Source organism: Rhizobium metallidurans, assembly GCF_014196505.1.
Classification (GTDB): Bacteria; Pseudomonadota; Alphaproteobacteria; order Rhizobiales; family Rhizobiaceae; genus Rhizobium; species Rhizobium metallidurans.
On the sequence record NZ_JACIDW010000020.1, the window covers coordinates 44,426 to 63,849 of the forward strand.

Annotated in this window: 17 protein-coding genes; 10 read left to right on the plus strand and 7 right to left on the minus strand. The window is 62.7% G+C overall.

Annotated elements, in window-relative coordinates:
• The first annotated feature begins 156 nt into the window (after positions 1-156).
• Together GGQ67_RS21420 and GGQ67_RS21425 are read left to right on the plus strand one after the other, a co-directional pair.
• Positions 157-561, plus strand: coding sequence for a RidA family protein (locus GGQ67_RS21420; protein ID WP_183902155.1), 405 nt, complete (start codon positions 157-159; stop codon positions 559-561).
• A 236-nt stretch (positions 562-797) separates the two neighbouring features.
• Complete coding sequence (locus GGQ67_RS21425) at positions 798-1,013, plus strand: hypothetical protein (RefSeq protein ID WP_183902156.1); 216 nt, start codon at positions 798-800, stop codon at positions 1,011-1,013.
• Between the two features lie 81 nt (positions 1,014-1,094).
• Here GGQ67_RS21425 and GGQ67_RS21430 read toward each other — a convergent pair whose 3' ends face one another.
• The 3 genes from GGQ67_RS21430 to GGQ67_RS21440 all read right to left on the minus strand — a co-directional run bounded on the left by GGQ67_RS21430 (position 1,095) and on the right by GGQ67_RS21440 (position 5,668).
• Positions 1,095-2,915, minus strand: coding sequence for a methyl-accepting chemotaxis protein (locus tag GGQ67_RS21430; protein ID WP_183902157.1), 1,821 nt, complete (start codon positions 2,913-2,915; stop codon positions 1,095-1,097).
• A gap of 200 nt (positions 2,916-3,115) precedes the next feature.
• Complete coding sequence (locus tag GGQ67_RS21435; RefSeq protein ID WP_183902158.1) at positions 3,116-3,868, minus strand: crotonase/enoyl-CoA hydratase family protein; 753 nt, start codon at positions 3,866-3,868, stop codon at positions 3,116-3,118.
• A gap of 9 nt (positions 3,869-3,877) precedes the next feature.
• Positions 3,878-5,668, minus strand: coding sequence for an acyl-CoA dehydrogenase family protein (locus GGQ67_RS21440; protein WP_183902159.1), 1,791 nt, complete (start codon positions 5,666-5,668; stop codon positions 3,878-3,880).
• Between the two features lie 292 nt (positions 5,669-5,960).
• Here GGQ67_RS21440 and GGQ67_RS21445 point away from each other — a divergent pair, with 292 nt between their 5' ends.
• Entirely contained in the window at positions 5,961-6,956 is a 996-nt protein-coding gene (locus GGQ67_RS21445; RefSeq protein ID WP_183902160.1) for a transporter, read from the plus strand.
• Between the two features lie 135 nt (positions 6,957-7,091).
• Here the strand turns inward: GGQ67_RS21445 and GGQ67_RS21450 are convergent, their stop codons facing one another.
• Positions 7,092-7,541, minus strand: a complete 450-nt coding sequence (locus tag GGQ67_RS21450) for a BA14K family protein (protein WP_425503822.1) — start codon at positions 7,539-7,541, stop codon at positions 7,092-7,094.
• 205 nt (positions 7,542-7,746) lie between these two features.
• Here GGQ67_RS21450 and GGQ67_RS21455 point away from each other — a divergent pair, with 205 nt between their 5' ends.
• Positions 7,747-8,796 carry a glycoside hydrolase family 25 protein gene (locus GGQ67_RS21455; RefSeq protein ID WP_183902162.1) on the plus strand — a complete coding sequence of 350 codons (1,050 nt, stop codon included), beginning with the start codon at positions 7,747-7,749 and terminating at the stop codon, positions 8,794-8,796.
• 289 nt (positions 8,797-9,085) lie between these two features.
• Here the strand turns inward: GGQ67_RS21455 and GGQ67_RS21460 are convergent, their stop codons facing one another.
• Positions 9,086-10,330, minus strand: coding sequence for an aromatic ring-hydroxylating oxygenase subunit alpha (locus GGQ67_RS21460; RefSeq protein ID WP_183902163.1), 1,245 nt, complete (start codon positions 10,328-10,330; stop codon positions 9,086-9,088).
• 417 nt (positions 10,331-10,747) lie between these two features.
• On the opposite strand from GGQ67_RS21460, the gene GGQ67_RS21465 reads away from it, so the two are divergent.
• From GGQ67_RS21465 to GGQ67_RS21475, 3 genes are all read left to right on the plus strand, one after another.
• Positions 10,748-11,353, plus strand: coding sequence for a DUF6656 family protein (locus GGQ67_RS21465; protein ID WP_183902164.1), 606 nt, complete (start codon positions 10,748-10,750; stop codon positions 11,351-11,353).
• A 77-nt stretch (positions 11,354-11,430) separates the two neighbouring features.
• On the plus strand, positions 11,431-12,405 hold the full coding sequence (locus GGQ67_RS21470) for an L-threonylcarbamoyladenylate synthase (RefSeq protein WP_183902165.1): 975 nt from the start codon (positions 11,431-11,433) through the stop codon (positions 12,403-12,405).
• 17 nt (positions 12,406-12,422) lie between these two features.
• Positions 12,423-13,850 (plus strand): FAD-binding oxidoreductase, encoded by a 1,428-nt coding sequence (locus GGQ67_RS21475; protein WP_183902166.1) that lies wholly within the window; start codon positions 12,423-12,425, stop codon positions 13,848-13,850.
• Between the two features lie 36 nt (positions 13,851-13,886).
• Here the strand turns inward: GGQ67_RS21475 and GGQ67_RS21480 are convergent, their stop codons facing one another.
• Positions 13,887-16,625 carry a DUF1217 domain-containing protein gene (locus tag GGQ67_RS21480; RefSeq protein ID WP_183902167.1) on the minus strand — a complete coding sequence of 913 codons (2,739 nt, stop codon included), beginning with the start codon at positions 16,623-16,625 and terminating at the stop codon, positions 13,887-13,889.
• 299 nt (positions 16,626-16,924) lie between these two features.
• Between GGQ67_RS21480 and GGQ67_RS21485 the strand changes: the two genes are divergently transcribed.
• From GGQ67_RS21485 to GGQ67_RS21495, 3 genes are all read left to right on the plus strand, one after another.
• The gene (locus GGQ67_RS21485; RefSeq protein WP_112944656.1) at positions 16,925-17,491 is read left to right on the plus strand and encodes a DUF6101 family protein; all 567 of its coding nucleotides are present in this window, start codon (positions 16,925-16,927) and stop codon (positions 17,489-17,491) included.
• Between the two features lie 140 nt (positions 17,492-17,631).
• A complete protein-coding gene (locus tag GGQ67_RS21490; protein ID WP_183902168.1) occupies positions 17,632-17,892 on the plus strand; it encodes a type II toxin-antitoxin system ParD family antitoxin in 261 nt (86 codons plus the stop codon).
• Positions 17,882-18,175 carry a type II toxin-antitoxin system RelE/ParE family toxin gene (locus tag GGQ67_RS21495; protein WP_183902169.1) on the plus strand — a complete coding sequence of 98 codons (294 nt, stop codon included), beginning with the start codon at positions 17,882-17,884 and terminating at the stop codon, positions 18,173-18,175. The genes GGQ67_RS21490 and GGQ67_RS21495 overlap by 11 nt, the downstream gene beginning before the upstream one ends.
• A gap of 29 nt (positions 18,176-18,204) precedes the next feature.
• Here the strand turns inward: GGQ67_RS21495 and ubiA are convergent, their stop codons facing one another.
• On the minus strand, positions 18,205-19,164 hold the full coding sequence (gene ubiA / locus GGQ67_RS21500) for a 4-hydroxybenzoate octaprenyltransferase (protein ID WP_183902170.1): 960 nt from the start codon (positions 19,162-19,164) through the stop codon (positions 18,205-18,207).
• Positions 19,165-19,424: the final 260 nt, after the last annotated feature.

Consider the following 19,424-nt stretch of genomic DNA (forward strand, 5'->3'; position numbering starts at 1 on the left):
TACGCCGCGTATGCTTCCTATATTCACATACGGGGCGTATATCATTCTCGCCCTTGATAGTGAAGAGCAGAGATCCAGGTGACCTATCAGCAACGTGTCGCGCCCTTGGCGTGGCGGCGGCGCTTGGATTTTGCCTTGTCAAAACAGGAGCATGACATGACCAAACGCAACGCGATCTTCCCGGCCGGCAGGCAGGCGCTTTATGAAATCAACAGCTATTCGGCGGCGATCCGCTCCGGCGATCTCCTTTTCGTCTCCGGTCAGGTGGGTAGCCGCGAGGACGGATCGCCCGAGCCTGATTTTCCGAAGCAGGTACAGCTCGCCTTCGACAATCTCGCGGCGGTGCTGAAAGCCGCCGGCGCCGGCTTCGACGACATTATCGACGTCACCAGCTTTCATACCGATCCCGAAAACCAGTTCGCGGCGGTAGACGACGTTCGTCTGAAGGTGTTCGGCGACAAGCCCTATCCGAACTGGACGGCTGTCGGCGTCAACTGGCTGGCGGGATTCGATTTCGAGATCAAGGTGATCGCCCGCATCCCCTCCTCCGCCGACGCGTAAATCCACGCGGCCGGAACCTGGCAACATTCGCGGACATGTGCCGTCGCCGAGGCGCATGTCGAGCATTTCACGCGATGAACGAGCTTTGCCGGCGGGTGGATATACGAATGGATGAATGCTTGGTGTATCAAGAATGAAACACCAAGCATCTCTACAGTGATTCAAGATGGATGATATATAAATTCACCTATGATAAATAATCTCCGTGTATCAATGGATAATACACGGAGGACTATATGTTTGTTATTTCCATTGATGATCATGGCGACGAACGAAACTTCCTGGCGACATCCTTCAATATTGACAGGGGCGTCGTCATTGCCACGATATGCGGCCTGAAGCGCAAATTCGATGCAGCCGATGTCATCGATATTCTACCGGTGGAACCGCTGTCGGACCGCAACGACCGTTTCATCGCCGAGCAGCCCGAGCGCCAGCGGATGCACGGATAACCGGCTTTACCGACTTTTCCAAGTCCCCAGAAGAACGCCCGCGACATGCGCGGGCGTTTTGTCGTTCATGGCGCCGATCGGTCAGGCCGCGGCGTAGCGGCGCGTCATCGCGTGATCGCCCGCTTGCAGGTTGAACTGCCCGAGCAGATGCATCAGCTTGGCCGCTTCCTGGGCGAGGCCATGGCTTGCGGCTGTCTGCTCCTCGACCATGGCGGCATTCTGCTGGGTGCCCTGGTCCATGGTGTTGACGGCGGTGTTGATCTCGGCAAGCCCTGTCGACTGCTCACGGGTGGCGGTGACGATCGCATCGACGTGCCGGCTGATGTCCTGAACCTGACCGACGATGGTTTCCAGCGACTTGCCGGTCTCGCCGACCAGGCTGACGCCGGAGCGAACCTGGGCGTTGGAGGCCGAGATCAGGGTCTCGATCTCCTTGGCGGCGACGGCCGAGCGCTGCGCGAGCTCGCGCACTTCCTGGGCGACGACGGCGAACCCCTTGCCGGCTTCACCCGCGCGCGCCGCCTCGACGCCCGCATTGAGCGCGAGCAGGTTGGTCTGGAAGGCGATGTCGTCGATGACGCTGATGATATTGGCGATCTTCCGCGAGGATTGCTCGATCTCGGTCATGGCGGAGACCGCCTTGCGGACGATGTTGCCGGACTCCTCGGCACCCCCACGCGTGCGCGACACCAGGCTGCCGGCTTCCTCGGCGCGGCGGGCGGTGTCCTTGACCGTGGTGGTGATCTCTTCCAGCGCCGCGGCGGTTTCCTCGATCGAGGCGGCCTGCTGTTCAGTGCGGCGTGCGAGGCCATCGGCGGCGTTGCGGATTTCTCCGGCGCCGGCGTCGATGGCGTGGGCGTTGTAGCCGACCTCCTGCAGCGCTTCGCTGAGCTTGGCGACCGAGGTGTTGAAATCATTGCGCAGGCGATCGAGGTGATCGGCGAAGGGCTGCTCGATGCGGTGGGCGAGATCGCCCGCCGACAGCGCACCCAGGGCGCCCGCCAACGCCTCTACGGCATGACCGATGTCGGCCGCCTCGCGCGCCTTGGCGGCTTCGTTGCGGGCGCGTTCGTCGCGGGCATGCGCGCGGCTGTCCTCGGCGCTGCGTTCGAGATCGAGCCGGGCAAAGGCATTGTCGCGGAAGACGGAGACGGCGGCGGCCATGTCGCCGATCTCGTCATGGCGGCTTGAATAGGGAACGGCGGCGTCGAGATCGCCATCGGCAAGGCGGGCCATGCGCGCGGCGATGGTCGTGATCGGCCGCGAGATGCGCTTCCAGGCGAGGTAGGCGGCGGCGATGGCGGCGGCGAGAGCGACGGCGAGGCCGGCGACGATCGAGACAGTGCCGGCGTAATAGTTTCCGGCGGCCGAGACGAGGGCCGCGTCGGTCGACTGACGGTCCCTGGCGATCATGCCGTCGATCAGCGTCTGGATGTTGTTGGCCGACATCGACAGCTCGCCGCGATAGAGCGAATTGGCCTGGCTGCGCTTGTCGTCGAGGGCGAGCGCTATAATCCTGTCGGCGACGGCGGCGTCGTTGTTGAGCGCCTTCTGCAGCCGCCCGAAATTCTGCGTCATGTACTCGCTTTTCGGCTGCTTTTCGAAAGCATCGATGGCGGCATTAAGCCGCTGGCGACGGGTCTTCAGCGTGGTCTCGGCATTGCGGAAATCGGTCTTTCCCGAGGCCAGGAGATAGTCGGCATAGCTGCGGCGCACGTCGTTCAGCGTGGTGACGATGGTGCTCAGACGCTCGGTATTCGGGATATTGCGGGCGCCGATCTCGCGCGTATTGGCTTCGAGACTGGTGAGCGCGACGGCGGCGATGGCGCCCTGAACCAGCGAAATGGCGACGAGGGACAGGAAGAGCACCGGAAGCAGCGTCTTGATCTTCATTTTGAACATAGCGGGTCTCGAATGCGGCCGACCGACGTGTCAGCGATCGGAGAACCGATCCGCTGGCGTCCGCGCCTTGGATTGTGCCGGAAAAGGGGCCGGGCGCTGATGCCCGTGCTGCGTCATGCATTGCCGGCCACTAAATACTAGAAGTGGTAAAATTTGATTAAAAGTAATACTTTTTGAACATTTCGGCGCCATCCCGGCCATCATCGGCGCATGAAGGCCTCGAAGGCGGCGCGGGCTTCGGCGCTTTGCAGGCGGGAGGCGAAGTGGCGGGCTTCCTCGTCCATGCGGGCGATGATCTGTTCACGGTCGCCACGGATGAGGTCGCGGGAAATGCGCAGCGCTTCCGGCGGCTTGGCGGCGAGCTTGCTGGCGAGGCCAAGCGTTTCCGCCTCGACCCGGTGCGGTTCCACGACCCTGAAGACAAGACCGGCCTCCCTCGCCTCCTCGCCGGAGAAGGGTTCGCCGGCGGCGAGCATGGCGAAGGCGCGCTGGGCGCCCATGATGCGCGGAGCGAGCAGGCTGGAGGCCGCCTCGGGCACCAAAGCGAGATCGACGAAGGGGGTGCGGAACTGGCTGCGGGCGGAACAGACCGTCAGGTCGCAATGCAGGTGCATGGTGGTGCCGATGCCGATCGCCAGACCATCGACGCCAGACACGACGGGCTTTTCCGCGCGCACCAGCGCGTAGAGCAAATCGACGATCTCGCGCGGCATGCCGCCGCCCATCGACGCGGCCAGGAAGTCACCAAGATCATTGCCCGCGGAGAAGCAGCCTTCGCCGCCGAGGAGGACGGTGGCGCGGATATCCGGGTTCCCATCGGCCGAGGCCAGCGCCTCGGTCATGACCGTATACATGGCGCGGGTGATGGCGTTCTTCTTGTCCGGGCGGTTGAAACGGATGATCTGGACGCCTGGATGATCTTCCGGGCGCTCGACGAGAATGTGGTTGGTCATGTCATCTCCTCAGACGAGAATGGATCTGGCGGCGGCGAGGCTCGAGGCACCGTTGACGACGCTGTCCTTCAGCGCCGTGGTCTCGGCCAGCAGGTTTTCGGCGGCGAAGCGGCAAAGCGCGATGCGGTCGGCGGCCTTGCCGTCTTCGGCATCGGCAAGCGCGCCCTTGGCGAGATAGCAGCCGGTCAGCGTCAGGCCGAACAGGCGCTGATAGGGCGTGGCGCCGGCCAAGGCATCGGCGGTGTTGCCGGCCGCGAGTTGCGCCAGGAGCCAATCGGTCGCCTGTTGAAGATCGGTGATGGCGACGTTGAGACGGTTCTCCGTGGCACCGAAGTTTTCGGCGTTGGATGCGCCGACGCGGCCGGCGATTTCCCGCAGCTCGGCGATCAGGCTCTTGACCTCGCCGCCATCCGACAGCGTGAGCTTGCGGGTGACGAGGTCGATCGCCTGGATGCCGTTGGTGCCTTCGTAGATGGGGGCGATGCGCGCGTCGCGCAGATAGCGGGCGGCGCCGGTTTCCTCGATGAAGCCCATGCCGCCATGCACCTGGATGCCGAGCGAAGCGACATCGACGCCGATATCGGTGGCGAAGGACTTGGCGACCGGGGTCAGAAGAGCGGCGCGCTCCTGCCAGTGCTTCCCGGCATCGGCTGCGCGGTGCGCCATGTCGGTGGCATGGGCGCAGCTATAGGCGATGGCGCGCGCGCCCTGGGTCAGCGCCTTCATCGTCAGCAGCATTCTGATGACGTCGGGATGCTCGATGATCGGGCTCATGCCCCCCGTTTGGCCGGCGGCGCTCCAGCCGGGCGCCTTGCCCTGGGTGCGCTCGCGGGCATAGGCGACGGCCTTCTGCGTGGCGGCTTCGGCAATGGCGACGCCCTGCATGCCGACGGCGAGGCGGGCGTTGTTCATCATCGTGAACATGCAGGCGAGACCCTTGTTTTCCTCGCCGACCAGCCAGCCGATGGCGCCCTTCTCCTCGCCGGAGCGACCGTCGCCGTAGATCATCGTGCAGGTGGGCGAGCCGTGGATGCCGAGCTTGTGCTCCAGCGCGTGGCAGAAGAGATCGTTGCGAGCACCGAGCGAGCCGTCCTGGTTGATCAGGAATTTCGGCACGAGGAAGAGCGAGATGCCGCGCGTGCCCGCGGGCGCATCCGGCAGGCGGGCAAGCACAAGGTGGATGATGTTGTCGGCGGCGTCGTGTTCGCCCCAGGTGATGAAGATCTTCTGGCCGAAGACGCGGTAGCTGCCGTCGTCGCGGCGCTCGGCGCGGGCCTTCAGCACCCCAAGGTCGGAGCCGGCATGCGGTTCCGTCAGGTTCATCGTGCCGGTCCATTCGCCGGAAACGAGTTTCGGGAGATAGGTGCTTTTCAGCGCGTCGCTGCCGTGAGCGGCGATGGCTTCGATGGCGCCCATGGTCAGCGTCGGGCAGAGCGCGAACGCCATGGAGCCGGAGTTCCACATTTCGAGTGCCGCGACATTCAGCATATGCGGCAGCGCCTGGCCGCCGAACGTCTCCGATGCCGTCAGCCCGTTCCAGCCGCCGGCGATCCAATCGCGGTAGAGCTCGCGCCAGCCATCCGGCGTCGTCACCGTGCCGTTTTCGATCCGCGCGCCCTGGCGGTCGCCGATTTCGGCGAGTGGCGCGATCTCGTCGGAGGCGAAGCGGCCGGCTTCGGACAGGATCGCATCGACCAGATCCTCGCCGAGATCGCCCAGCAGGCCGTCATCGATCGCCCGGGCCAGACCGGCCACATGCTTGAGGGTGAATGCGATCTCCTCGACGGGCGCCTTGTACATGCTGTTCTCCTCGTATGCCTGATGGCAGGGCAGTCCTACCCTACCCTCTCCTCCGCCGGCAGAGCTAATTGATTTTTACGTAAACGTCAATTTCAAACTTGCAACTGCTTTTGTCATGAAAATGCAGGATAGCTGTCATAAGGAAGGATCAAGGCATCGCTCGAAAGGGTCTTGCCATTCGGTGCGACGCCATGTTCATGCTCTCTGCAGAGCCGCCGATCCGGCGCCGTCGGTCGTAAAGACCCAAAACGCCAGTGGAGCGCACCGCCAAATGCAAGAGGACCGGCGAAGAATGGATACACTGCCTGTTAGCATGCCGGGCTTCGTCTGGGGCTACCGCTTCCCTGAAGGCGGCGGCAAGCCGACACGTCTGGCCAACAACGCATCGCAATCGGACCTCACCGCCGACGGCGGCTTCTACTGGCTGCATCTCAACCTCGCGGATGCCCGCGTTCCAAGCCTGCTCGACAGCCTGTCGGGTCTAACCGACGACGCCAAGGCGGCGCTGATCACCCATGACACCCACTCGGCCATCACCGTGGACGAGCAGATGCTCTACGGCACGCTGGTCGATTGCCAGCGCGAATTCGACCACGAGACCGCCGACCTCGGCTGGCTGCACTTCGCCATCTCCGATCGCTTCATCATCACCACGCGGCTGCAGCCGCTGCGCAGCATCGACAGGGCACGGCAGCTGGTGGAGAAGAACCCGGCGAAATTCACCCGACCGGTCGACCTGTTCGAATTGCTGGTCACCGAGTTTCAGCGCACGCTGATCGCCATCGTCATGGACCTGACCGAGGACCTGAACGCCATCGAGGATTTCGTCTACGATCCGGCGCCGCGCGACGAGCGGCGGCGGCTGGCGCCGGTCCGGCGCACGGTGGTGCGCATCCACCGGCACCTGCGAACGGTGCTGGCCCTGATGCGCCGCGCCGCCGCCTCCGACGACGACGAAATGCCTTTCGGCTTCGAGGATGTCGCCGGCCGGCTGACGGCGCGGCTCGAAACCGTCGATCACGATATCTACGTGCTGCAGGACCGGGCACGGCTGCTGCATGAGGAAATCGATTCCAAGCAGTCCTCCGAGACCAACCGGCACCTCTACATCCTGTCGATCATGACCGCATTCCTGCTGCCGCCAACGCTGGTTACCGGCTTTTTCGGCATGAATACGGCCAATCTGCCGTTCACCGAGGGCGCGACGGGCACGGAATACGCCATCGTCATGATCGCCGCGTCGATCATGCTGGCATGGTTTCTGCTGAAGCGGATGAAGATTCTTTGAGGCGAGTCGCGGATCGTGGATGGCGTGGCTTAGCCCGGCCACTGGCGCCCCTTCTCCCGAGCGAGGAGAAGTCAGAGGGCAAATGCGGGGGCCGCTAGCGCGAAGCTAACGGCACCCCGAGATCCGGACCAGCCCTCAATAAGGCGAGACGCACTGCTGGCGTGGGCCGTTATACGGCTGGAAGGTGTTGTCGTAGGCGCGATACGAGCGGTAGCGCTGCTCGCACCAGGCGACATGGCCGGAGCCGGCGGGCGCGACATAGCGCGGCTGGCTGGCGATCGCGCCGCCGATGACGGCGCCGGCACCGAAGGCGGCGAGCGGGTACCAATAGCCGTTATAGTGGCGATAGCCGGGACGTGCATAGGTGTAGCCGCGATATCCGCCGTACCAGCCGGGGCGATAGGCGGGGCGGTAAGCCGGGCGATAACCGGGATAGTAGCCGCCCGGCCGGCCATAATAGCCCGGACCCGGTCCGCAACGACCATAGCGGCAATATTGCACGTTTTGAACATCCGCCGATTTTTCCACCTGCGGCGCGGCAGGCATCTGCACGGCCTGTGACGGCACGACGCTCGCGACCAGCATCAGGGACGAAATGGCCGCGGCGAAAAGCTGTTTGAACGACCTGGGCATGAAGACTCCAATCTCAACGTAAATGAACCCGTGATGTAACGCATGGATGGGGAAGATGTTCCTGAGCGCATCTTTTTTGCGCGACCCATCCCGATTTTTTGTTTATGCGTAAAGGCTGATAAGCAATACATTAACCAGTTTTCATCACTCTCGTCACATGAAGCAACAACATGGAAGAGCCATTCTCCGTATCCTGCTTCTGGCGATCTCGGCCGGACTGTCTCATTACGCCACGGCCAGCGACACCCTCCCCTGGAAGAAGACCGACAACGCACTGGTCGTCGACGGTTACGAACTGAACACGATCGACTGGGAGGCGCTTACCTCCGACAAGCGGATCGCCGGCTTCATTTCCAAGGCATCCGATGGACTTCCCGAGAGCTTCTCCTGCACGGGCGACTATGCCGGCGACACGGTCGGCCACTGCAAGACGATGTGGCGCAAATACGCGGTCAGCCGCGAGTTGTTCCAGACAAGGCGGCTGGTGGCGCGCGCGGCCGGCCTGCTGTGGGGCGCCTATCATCTCGGCCGCCCGGGAAACCCGGTCGACCAGGCCAACCACTTTCTCGACTACGCGACGCCGAAGGCCGACGAGATGATGATCCTCGATCTCGAGGGCATCGACCCCAAGAAATTCATGTCGCTCGAGGATGCGCAGATCTTCGTCGGACACATCAAGGCGCGGACCGGGCGCTATCCCGTGCTCTACACCAACCACGAGACGGCACGCTATATCGCCGCCTACCGCAACGACTATCCGGTGCTGGCGCGGCTGCCGATCTGGTATGCGCGCTACAAGCCCGACGTCAAGGGCGTGTTCCCGATGGGCAACTGGGACAACTACCTGCTCTGGCAGTTCTCCGCCGGCGCCAATTGCAGCAAGCGGCGCTGCCCCTACCGCGTGCCGGGCACGCTCACCGATATCGACGTCAATGTCGCCGCCATGAACAAGGCCGACCTCGCCAAGATCTGGGCGCAGGGCAACCTTCTGCCGGCGCGCGAACCCGATCCGCCGCTTGTCCTCGCCAAGATCGAGATGGAACCGCTCCAGCCGCTGCCGCCGCCAGTGGCCGCAACACCGGGCCTGCCGCCGATCGCGCAACTGCCCGTCGCCCCGGCCTCGGTGACAGTCGCCGCGCGGGACGCGATCGTCACCTCCTCGGTGCCGCCGCGAGAGATCAACGCCCTGAACTACCAGGATTTCTGAGCGCCAGATACGAACGAAAGCGAGCGCTCGGGGTTATAGTGATGCCAACGCTTGTTTTAGTCAGCTCGGCGATTTCACCCTCCCTCATTCCTGTGCTTGTCACAGGAATCCAGCAGCCCAAGTCCTTGGGCGGAAAGAGTCTTTTCACGGCGCAGACGCGCCGTGGCTAGATTCCTGTGACAAGCACAGGAATGAGGGAGACCGAGGCTTCTTCGACCCGAAAAGCTCTATCGTCAGTCTGACGAGCACACCCTTACCAAGGGTGTGCTCCGGGCTGTCACACCAGACGTCAGGCGACGACGGAGAGCTTTGCCTGGTCACCCTGCAAACGGTTGGTCATGAACAGCGCGTACCACTCGAGGAACTGCATGACGCCGCCCTCGTGCAGCATCGAATACGGGCCGGGCTCGTAGGCCGGCGAGTGGATGCCGAAGGCGTTTTCCTCGACGATGCGGCGGTCCTGGTCGTTGGTCTCGGTCCAGACGTGCGTCAGTTCCTCGAGATCGTAGTCGACACCCTCGACCGCGTCCTTGTGGACCAGCCACTTGGTGGTCACGGCCGTCTCGTTGGCGCTGAGCGGCAGCACGCGGAAGGAGATGGCGTGGTCGCCGAGAATGTGGTTCCAGGTCGTCGGGTAATGGAAGAGCAGCATCGTGCCGATCCGGTCGATCGTCACGTCGTCCGACAGCGGACGGGCGACGGCGCGCTTGCCGGACATGGTGTAGCTCTCGGCATCCTCGATCAGCGGCATGCGGGCGGTGCGGAACTGTCCGTCCGGCGAGATCTGGAACTTGCTGGGAAGGCCGGCGGCCTCGCAGCGTGCCCAGTGGCCCGCGATCTCCGGATCATCGGCGCCGCCATCGGTGCCGGTGACGCTCGGTGCCTCGGGATAGGTGCGGCAGAGCTCGGGATGGTTCGCGGCGCAGTGGTAGCACTCGCGGTTGTTTTCCCAGACGAGCTTCCAGTTGCCCTTCTCGATGATGGTGCTCTGGAAGGCGATCTTGGCGTCCTTCAGGTGATGCGGCATCATGTAGGGGGCGACCATGTCGCGGACCGGCTGGAAGTCCGGCGCCTTGTCGGCGAGGCAGATGAAGATGTAGCCGCCGAAGCTTTCGCAATGCACAGGCTTCAGGCCGAAGCCCGACTTGTCGAAATCGTCGCCCATGTGGCGGGCGAAGGCGAGCTTGCCGTCGAGATCATAGGCCCACTGGTGATAGGGACAGACGAGGCGGACCGACGAGCCGTGATCCTTGGTGCAGACGCGCGAGCCGCGATGGCGACAGCTGTTGTGGAAGGCGCGGATGACGTTGTCGCGGCCGCGAACGATGACGACGGGATACTGGCCGATCTGCACCGTGAAATAGGCGCCGGCCTTCGGCAGTTCGCAGTCATGGCCCATGAACAGCCAGTCGCGATAATAGATCATCTCCATATCGAGCTTGAAGTAGTCCTCGTCGATATAGAAGGGTTGCTCGAGGCTGAAGCCCTCGCGGCGGTTCTTGAGCTGCCGTAAAACGTTGCTGCGAATATCCATCTCATATCCTCGTCTATTCGGGCTGCCACATAACGGATGGCGAAAGCCGCGGGAAGCGCTCGTCCCCTCTCCCGAAGGAGATATTGCCTATATCGCGCATTTAACCACTGCCATCGCCGCCCGCGTGGTTGCAAAGCGACATCGGCTTCGAAAATGGCGACAGTTGCGCCGGGGCCGCGACGGCGGGAGTAAAAACGCGCATTCGCGCGCCGCTCCAAGCAAATAGGACTATTTGCGACGTCGCCGGAATTGCCACGGATCAAGACGCGCGGAACCGGCATCGCGGAGGGTGTTCCGTTTGCGACAGAGCCCGCATCGCCTTATGCGCACCGCCATCGGACCAAACCCGATTTAACACCGCATTAAGCATAACTGCCTATGCTTTCGCGAAAGAGACAGGCAGCCGGAAGCGAGACCATGGCGAAACTCCGTTACTTCGACGCCAGAGCGAACGTCGAGCAGCCGACCGCCCAGGTCGCGCCGCATTCCGAATTCCTGCGGACCGGCAAGATCACCCGCCAACAGTCGCATTGGCTGGCCGCCGAGCGGCGCTACCTGACCCACGACGAAGTGGCGGAAAAGACCGGCCGCAAGCTGCAGAGCGCCGGCGAAAAGACGCACCAGCATATCAACGGCTTCCACCGCTCCATCCAGTTTCCGAAGATGGTGTTTCACCGCACGCTCGAGGACAGCCCGCATCTCGGCTATTGCCATGTGACCGCCGCGCGCACCAAGTTCGCGCAGTATGAAGCGGTGAGCTGGGCTTTCTACATCGCCAACTTCTACGCCGACATCAGCGACAACGACAACGTCTTCGAAAAGATCGACATGCGCTATTCGCGCATGTACTTCGCCGTCGCGATCCGGCCCGGAGAACATACGCCGGAGAAGATGACGATCGACCGCAATGTGCGCGGCAACGGCCTTCTGTTTCGGACCGACGATCCGCAGGTGGCGATCAGGAACGTGCTCCTGCTCGGCGCCCGCAACGAGCAGCTCCGCGAGATCGTCCGCCAACTCTGAGCCCATTCGCCGGCTCTGATATTGATCGCGAGGCCGCAAGGGCATAAGGACTGCCGGACAGACTATCCGGGCGGCATATGGCAGAGATCATCGACATCACCGAGAACAGGCAGCAGGCGATCGACGCCGCATGCAAGGTGCTGGGCGACGGACTGCCGATCGCCATTCCGACCGAGACGGTGTACGGCCTTGCCGCCGACGCCACCAATCCGGCCGCCATCGCCCACATCTACGAGACAAAGGGCCGGCCGCAGTTCAATCCGCTGATCTGCCATATGGCGGACCTCGAAATGGCGGAGACCTATGCCGATTTCGACCCGCTGTCGCGGGCGCTGGCGGAAGCCTTCTGGCCGGGTCCACTGACGATCGTGGTGCCACTGAAGGCCGAGAGCGGTATCCATGCGCTGGCGACGGCAGGGCTCGATACGGTCGGCATCCGGGTGCCGAAGGGATTTGCCGGCGAACTCATCCGCGCCTTCGGCCACCCGCTGGCGGCGCCGAGCGCCAACACCTCGGGCAAGATCAGCGCCACCAGCGCCGCCCATGTGCAGGCCGATCTCGGGGAGAAGATCAAATTGATCCTCGACGCCGGGGCGAGCGATGTCGGCGTGGAATCCACCATCGTCAAGGTCGAGGACGGCAAGCTCAGGCTGCTGCGGCCGGGCGGGCTGCCGGCCGACGAGATCGAGCGCGTCGCCGGCGTGAAGCTGGTGCGCCCGAAGGTGGCGTCCGCGGCGATCGAGGCGCCGGGCATGATGGCTTCGCACTACGCGCCGGGGGCTGCGGTGCGGCTCGATGCGCGGGAGGTGCGCGATGGCGAGGCGTTGATCTCCTTCGGCCCCTCCCCCATAGCGAACGCCGATAAGGCCAGGGTCGTGCTCAATCTCAGCGAGACCGGCGATCTCGCCGAGGCGGCCACCAATCTTTTCGACTACATGAAGCGCGCCGATGCCAGCGGTGCCGCGACGATCGCCTTTAGCGCCATTCCCGACGAGGGTCTCGGCGAAGCCATCAACGACCGGCTGCGGCGCGCCGCGGCCCCACGGGAATAACAGAGGATAAAAGCCCGATGAGCAGCGTTTCACCTGAGCTACTCGACCGTTTCGCAGCCATCGTCGGCGACAAGCACGCGCTGCGCGGCGAGGCCGATCTGGCGCCGCACCTGATCGAAAACCGCGGCCTCTACCACGGCTCCTCGCCGATGCTGCTGAAGCCCGCCAACGTTCAGGAAGTTTCCGCCATCCTCAAGCTCGCCAGCGAGACCGGCACATCGGTGGTGCCGCAGACCGGCAATACCGGGCTCGTAGGCGGCCAGACGCCACGCGAAGGCAAGTCCGACATCATCCTATCGCTGGAGCGGATGAACAAGATCCGCGACGTCGATCCCGTTGCCAACGTTCTCGTGGCCGACGGCGGCGCGATCCTCGCCGACGTGCAGAAGGCGGCCGAGGCGCACGGCCGGCTGTTTCCGCTGTCGCTCGGCTCGGAAGGCTCCTGCCGGATCGGCGGCAATCTCTCGACGAATGCCGGCGGCACCGCCGTGCTCGCCTATGGCAACATGCGCCAGCTCTGCCTCGGGCTCGAAGTGGTGCTTCCGACCGGCGAGATCTGGGACGGGCTGCGCCGCCTGAAGAAGGACAATACCGGCTACGACCTGCGCGACCTCTTCATCGGCGCCGAGGGAACGCTCGGGATCATCACCGGCGCGGTGCTGAAGCTGTTTCCGCAGCCGCTCGGCAAGCAGGTGGCCTTTGCCGGACTGAACTCGGTGGAAGACGCGCTGTCGCTGTTCAATCTCGCCTCCAGCCTGTGCGGTACGTCGCTGACGGGCTTCGAGCTGATGCCGCGCTTCGGCGTGGAGATCACCGCCCGCAATATCGAGGGCGTGCGCGATCCGCTGGAGAGCGAACATGCCTGGTATGTGCTGATCGACATCTCCACCTCGGATTCGGCCGAGACCGCCGAGCGGATGATGACGGCGCTCTTGGAGCAGGGTTTCGAGGCTGGGCTTGTGCAGGACGCGGCCATCGCCTCTTCCGTCGCGCAGCAGACGGCGCTGTGGCACATGCGCGAGAGCATGTCGGAAGCGCAGAAGCCGGAAGGCGGATCGATCAAGCACGACGTGTCGGTGCCGGTCTCGACCGTACCTCAATTCATGCACGAGGCCGAGCAGGCGGTGATGGCGGCGATGCCCGGCGCGCGCATCTGCGCCTTCGGGCACATGGGCGACGGCAACATCCACTACAACATCTCGCAGCCCGTGGGCGCCGACAAGCAGGCGTTTCTCGAGCGCTGGCACGAGATGAACGAGATCGTGCACGGGCTGGTGCTCGCGCATGGCGGGTCGATCTCGGCCGAACACGGCATCGGCCAATTGAAGCGCGACGAGCTTGCCGCGATCCGTCCCGCGATCGAGATGGACCTGATGCGCCGCATCAAGAGGGCGTTCGACCCCGCCGGCATCATGAACCCCGGCAAGGTCGTCAACATCGACTGACGCGGAAAGCGGCCATATGGCCGCTTCGGTCCGCCGTTATCTGGACTTGAGGGACGCCGCGTTGGAGGCGTAGGAACTCATGATCGTCAGCGCCGGCGACGTATCGGTATTGTTCTGGAGATCGTACATCGCGGTGAAGCGGCGCATCAGCTTGTCGACCTTCGTCGGATCCTGAAAATCGGTGATGCTGACGAACTTCTGCAGCATGGTCGCCTGCTTGTCGACATCCATGTTCGACATGCTCGACGGCAGGTTGAAGGTGGTCGATATCACCTGGAACAGAGCCTGATCGCCGATCAGCGAGTAGATGGATGTGATGCTCGGCGCCTTGCGGGCAAAATAGAGCGCCAGGCGGACGCCGTCGTTCGTCTCGCCCTGCTGGGTCTCGAGCGTCATCTGCAGATAGCCCTGCTGCGTCCGCTCCTCGGCACCGACGTTCTGGATCGCGCCGATCTTCGACCGTGTCAGGTTGCCCTCGGTATCGAAGTTGAAGTCGGCGACGATGTCCTTGAATTTCGTCGGCGCCGTCTTGTTCAGATAGCTGTTGGCGTCGGTCGGATCCGAGGTGAAGATTTTCTTCAGCGTCGCCTTGTCGTAGTCCTTCGGCTCCAGGCCATTGGCCTTCAGGACGAAATCGGTGAGCTTGCTGTCGGCCAGGAAATCGTCGAGCGACTTAACCGTGGTGATCTTCGTGGCGAAGGCGTCGACCTCGGTCGTCGCGTCCTTGGCGGCCTTGTCTCGCAACGGGCCGGTGCTCATGCCGAGCGTGGCGAGCGAGGCGTAGCTCGTGCCATATTTCGCAAGCACGGCCGTCGATATGGCCTGCACCTCGGAGGTGGCCTTGCCATCCGTGCCAAAGTTGAACGCGCGCACCATGTTGGTGATGCGGTCGTCCTTCAACGAGGCGACGTAACCCTTGGGGTCGTAAGGATCGCTCTGCAACAGGGTGCGCATCATGCTGCGCGGAACATCCTGCTCCGTCAGGCCGTAGGCGCGAAGCGCCATCTGGTAGAGATCCGGGAGTTTGTCGTTGCTGCGGTCCGTGTCTGATGTGAGGTTGGTGCGCAGGAAATCGTTGACGTTCGTCACCTTGTCGTCGGCCATACGCGTCTTGTAATTGGCGACGGCGCTATCGATCTCGGCCTGCTGCGCATTGTCGTAATTCACGGCGTAGAGCGCGTCGACGCTGGTGGTCTGCTGGCTGCTCTGCGGTCCGGACATCGCGCCGGCGGAACCATCGGCGGCGAAGCTGAAGGCGGCATTGACATTGCTGAAGCCGCTTGCGGCGGCAAAGCTGGAATCGGTCAGGATGCTTTTCAGATCGGCATCGCTCATGTTTGAGGGCAGCGAGTAGGCGCTCTTCAGGAAGCTCGTCAGCTTGGTGTCGGCGATCAGTTCGTCGACATTGGTGAGAGTGCTGATCTTGCCGCGGTAATAGTTCAGATTGTCGCTCGCGCTGTAGCCGACCTTGCGGACCTCGCTCGCCGACTGCGCGCCATCCGACGTTACGCTGCCGTCCGCCTGGAAGTTGAAGGCATCGTACACGCCCTGAAAGCCGAGCATGCCGGCATAGGTGGAATCGGTGAGCACGCTTTTCAGGTCGGCATTGCTCAATGTCTGCGGCATGCCATAGGCATCCTTGATGAAGGATGTCAGCTGCGGATCGGCGATCAACTGGTCGACCGTCTTGATGCCGGCGATCTTGGTCGCGTAGGCGCCAGACATGTTGTTTGCGGCCGTCGTGGTCGCGCCGATCTGGGCCGATGTCTGCGCGGCGTAGCCCGCCTTCGTGGTGTCGACGGTGCCGTCGCTGTTGAAATTGAAGGCGGCGTACATCGTGTCGTATCCGAGCAGGCTCGCATAGCTGGAATCGGTCAGCACCTTCTTCAACGCCGCGTCGCTGAAATCGGCGGCCGCGCCATAGGCTGCCTTGATATAGGACGTCAGCCGCTTGTCCGATATCAGCTGATCGACATTGGTGATCGAGCTGATGTTGGCGTCGAAATAGGCCCTGTTGTACTCGGCCGCCTTGGTGGTGACGATCGAAGGAACGGTGATATTGTACTGTTCCATGACCGCGTTCTTCTGCGCGGCGGTCTGTGCCGTGCCGTTGACCGTGCCGTCCGCATTGAAGCTGAACTGGGCGGCGAGCGCCTTGTACTTGGCGTTGCCGCTGGTGTTGACGAAGCTGTTCGGATCGTTGACGTCGCTGGTCAGCACCTTGGCGAGAAAGTCCTTCGACGCGTAGGTCGGATCGATCCCGAAGGCGCTCAGCACGTAGGTGCGAAGACGCTCGTTCGACGTCAGTCCGCTGACGCTCTGCACCTTGTCGATCGCCGCGCTGTAATAGGTCGATTCCTTAGCGGCATTGGTGCCTTCGTCCGCGAAGGACTGCGTGTAGAGACCGATCATATCGGTTTCCTGGCTGTCGCTTTGCGGGTCGGTCGCCGTCGTGCCGAAATTGAATGCGGCGGCGAATTCCTTGTAGCGGCTGTCCGAGAGCTTGTTGGCGAAGCTGCTGGCATCCGTCAGGTCGCTCTCCAGAACCTTCTTCATGAAGGCCTTGGCATAGGTCATGTCCTGCAGGCCATAGGCCTTCATCGCGTAGCTATAGAGCTTATAGTCGCCGAGGAAGTCGTCTACCGTTTTGACTTTATTGATGTTGTCTTCGTAATACTGCGCATCGCGCTTCACCGTCGTCTGCGAAGCGACGCGCTCGAGGCTCTTCTGCATATCGCCCGATATTATCGTGTAGCCCAACGAAGCGGAGATCATGGCGTTCTATTCCAGCAATGGCCTTGGATGAATGACAGACGGTTTTCTCCCTATTTTGCTATGAAAAGCTTACCCGAGACTTACCCGCCCGGCGTCGCGGTTTGGCACACCGTATCGTTCACCTCTCGGAAACCCTGCCACGTTCGGTTTTGATAACCATCCAGGGAGGCAAGGTCTTCTTAACCGCGATTTTTAAGCTGTCCGGAAGGGGGCGCGCCTATTGTCGGCCATAGAGGACGAAAAGTCCCGAGGAGAAGACCGGAAACCGGCTCTCAGGTAAGACAAGGGTAGAAATGAACATGAACAACACCGTTATGAAGCCCGCATGGGCTGGAGCAACACTGCGTCTCGATCCTTCGCGTTTTCCGCAGCAAGTCAGCTACGCCATCCACGATTCCACGAGCGACGTGAGCATAACGATTGACGAACGTGGCGCCATTCTGCGCAAGATCCTGCCTTCAAGCGGCCTGCCGCTCTCCATCGCGCTGCCGAAGCGGGCGTTCAAGGGCGTCGCCGCCCGCGCCATCGACCACGGAAACGGCGAAGTGACCGTCACGCTCGAACTGCACCACGAAGATCCCGACCTCTGCGTGCCGCTTCTGGTCGCGCACGATCTCTCCGACATCGCCGCCGACTGGCGCGGCTGGTCCGAGGCCTTTCGCATTCCGATGCTGATGGTCGAGGCCGACGGCATCGCCCGCCCGCTGGAAGAACATCTTGGCGAACTGCGCACCAGCCACCTGAAGCCGCGCCGCCGCCACTCCTACTTCGCCAACCGCCGCCCACGCTTTCTCGTGCGCCGCTCGACCGGCACGCTCGGCGTCGCCATGAAGATCGAAGGCAAGGAAATCATCGCCCGCAGCTGAGCGGCGACCTTATCCCGACAATACGGAAACACCCGGCCGGCGCGCCGGGTTTTTCGTTTTGATCAGCTGCCTTGTGATTGGTTTCGTATGGCCCGATTATCAAAATGTGATAACCTGTACCGATCATGAAAGGGGCCGAGATGCCGTCAAGCTACAACATCGGAGCTCATTACGAGGGCCTCGTCAAAGAACTTGTCGATAGCGGTCGGTACGCCAGCGCCAGTGAGGTCATGCGTGACAGTCTGCGCCTGCTGGAACAGCGCGAAAAGATTCGCGCGCTCGAACTCGAAAATCTCAAACGGGAATATGAAGCGGGAAAGGCAAGCGGGGAGCCCGAGGAGATCGATCCGGCGGAGTTCCTGCAGAGCCTGAAAGCAGAACGCGCTGCTCGTGGCAAATAGCTATCGGCTATCGCCTCGTGCCAAGCGTCAGATGCGCGACATCTGGAGCGATATCGCCGTTCACAACGAAGCGGCGGCGGATCGCTTGATCCAAAGGCTTTTGGATCAGTTTGCATTGATTGCCGAACATCCCAAAATGGGCGCGGCTCGTCCAGAGATCAGCGCCCGCGCAAGATTGATCGTCGAAGGACGCTACGTGGCCATCTACGAACCGACGGACTACGGCGCCGAAATCGTCGTCATCGTCCACGGTATGCGCGATCCTTCAAGCTGGCTGGACTGATAAGACAACCAGCCAGGCTCTCGAGGTTCCTAAGGCAGAACGAACAGCAGCGACAGGAACAGGCCTGCGAAGATGATCATGCCGACGCGGTTGTTCGATTTGAACAGCACCAGGCACTGATCGGCATCGTTGATATCGAGCGTGATGATCTGCCACGCGAACATGCCGGCTGCGACAGCCAGGCCGAGATAGGCGATGATGCCGACGCCCGACAGCAGGAAGGCCAGGAAGGTGAGGACCAGCATCAGGCCATAGAGACCGACCAGCCATGGCTTGGTGTTGTCGCCGAACAGGCGGGCGGTCGAGCGGACGCCGATCAGTTCGTCGTCTTCCTTGTCCTGATGCGCGTAGATGGTGTCGTAGCCGATCGTCCAGACGACAGCGCCGATATAGAGCAGGATGGGCGCCAGCGAGAGGCTGCCGAAAATGGCGGCCCAGCCCATCAGCGCACCCCAGGAAAAGGCCAGGCCGAGGAAGAATTGCGGCCAATCGGTGAAGCGCTTTGCGAAGGGATAGAGCGCGACGATGCCGAGCGATGCCACGCCGAGGATGACGGAGAACCAGTTGAGCTGGAGGACGACCAGAAGGCCGACCAGCGCCTGCAGGATAATGAAGATCTTCGCCTGCGTGCGTGTGACGCGGCCCGACGGCAGCGGGCGCGAGCGGGTGCGCGCCACTTCCATGTCGATCTTGTGGTCGACGAGGTCGTTATAGGTGCAGCCGGCACCGCGCATGGCAACGGAACCGACGAAATAAAGCACCAGATGATAGATCAGCTGGCCGCCGGAAAAGAGACCCACCTGCGCCGCCGCATTGGCCGCCATCGCCGCCGACCAGAAGCATGGCCACAGCAGCAACTGCCAGCCGATCGGCCGATCCCAGCGCGCCAGCTGCGCATAGGGCCAGAGCCATGGCGGCAGCACCCGGTAAACCCAGTTGTTGGACGGCGCATCCGCAACGCGCCCGTTGATTCCGTCGATCTGTTGCATGCGGTCATCTAGCGACGTGGGGGATGTGGGGTCAAGCGGGATGGTGGAGGTGGTGCAGGATGGTGAGGATAGAGGGTGCGGTCCCCCTCATCTGCCTGCCGGCATCTTCTCCCCGCGGGGGAGAAGGGACTCGGGGCGGGCCGCTCGCGCCAACCTCCCCTTCTCCCCCGGCGGGGAGCAACCATGTCTCATCCTTTCACATATTTCGGCGTCCATTCGGTCTGTCGGGTGAGGATTGTGTTGGCGAGAATGACGAGTTT

Excerpts from the sequence above, each read along its gene's own strand:
- GGQ67_RS21420 (WP_183902155.1), top strand. The coding sequence starts at position 157 with ATGACCAAACGCAACGCGATCTTCCCGGCCGGCAGGCAGGCGCTTTAT.
- GGQ67_RS21425 (WP_183902156.1), top strand. The coding sequence starts at position 798 with ATGTTTGTTATTTCCATTGATGATCATGGCGACGAACGAAACTTCCTG.
- GGQ67_RS21430 (WP_183902157.1), bottom strand. The coding sequence starts at position 2,915 with ATGTTCAAAATGAAGATCAAGACGCTGCTTCCGGTGCTCTTCCTGTCC.
- GGQ67_RS21435 (WP_183902158.1), bottom strand. The coding sequence starts at position 3,868 with ATGACCAACCACATTCTCGTCGAGCGCCCGGAAGATCATCCAGGCGTC.
- GGQ67_RS21440 (WP_183902159.1), bottom strand. The coding sequence starts at position 5,668 with ATGTACAAGGCGCCCGTCGAGGAGATCGCATTCACCCTCAAGCATGTG.
- GGQ67_RS21445 (WP_183902160.1), top strand. The coding sequence starts at position 5,961 with ATGGATACACTGCCTGTTAGCATGCCGGGCTTCGTCTGGGGCTACCGC.
- GGQ67_RS21450 (WP_425503822.1), bottom strand. The coding sequence starts at position 7,541 with ATGCTGGTCGCGAGCGTCGTGCCGTCACAGGCCGTGCAGATGCCTGCC.
- GGQ67_RS21455 (WP_183902162.1), top strand. The coding sequence starts at position 7,747 with ATGAAGCAACAACATGGAAGAGCCATTCTCCGTATCCTGCTTCTGGCG.
- GGQ67_RS21460 (WP_183902163.1), bottom strand. The coding sequence starts at position 10,330 with ATGGATATTCGCAGCAACGTTTTACGGCAGCTCAAGAACCGCCGCGAG.
- GGQ67_RS21465 (WP_183902164.1), top strand. The coding sequence starts at position 10,748 with ATGGCGAAACTCCGTTACTTCGACGCCAGAGCGAACGTCGAGCAGCCG.
- GGQ67_RS21470 (WP_183902165.1), top strand. The coding sequence starts at position 11,431 with ATGGCAGAGATCATCGACATCACCGAGAACAGGCAGCAGGCGATCGAC.
- GGQ67_RS21475 (WP_183902166.1), top strand. The coding sequence starts at position 12,423 with ATGAGCAGCGTTTCACCTGAGCTACTCGACCGTTTCGCAGCCATCGTC.
- GGQ67_RS21480 (WP_183902167.1), bottom strand. The coding sequence starts at position 16,625 with ATGATCTCCGCTTCGTTGGGCTACACGATAATATCGGGCGATATGCAG.
- GGQ67_RS21485 (WP_112944656.1), top strand. The coding sequence starts at position 16,925 with ATGAACAACACCGTTATGAAGCCCGCATGGGCTGGAGCAACACTGCGT.
- GGQ67_RS21490 (WP_183902168.1), top strand. The coding sequence starts at position 17,632 with ATGCCGTCAAGCTACAACATCGGAGCTCATTACGAGGGCCTCGTCAAA.
- ubiA (WP_183902170.1), bottom strand. The coding sequence starts at position 19,164 with ATGCAACAGATCGACGGAATCAACGGGCGCGTTGCGGATGCGCCGTCC.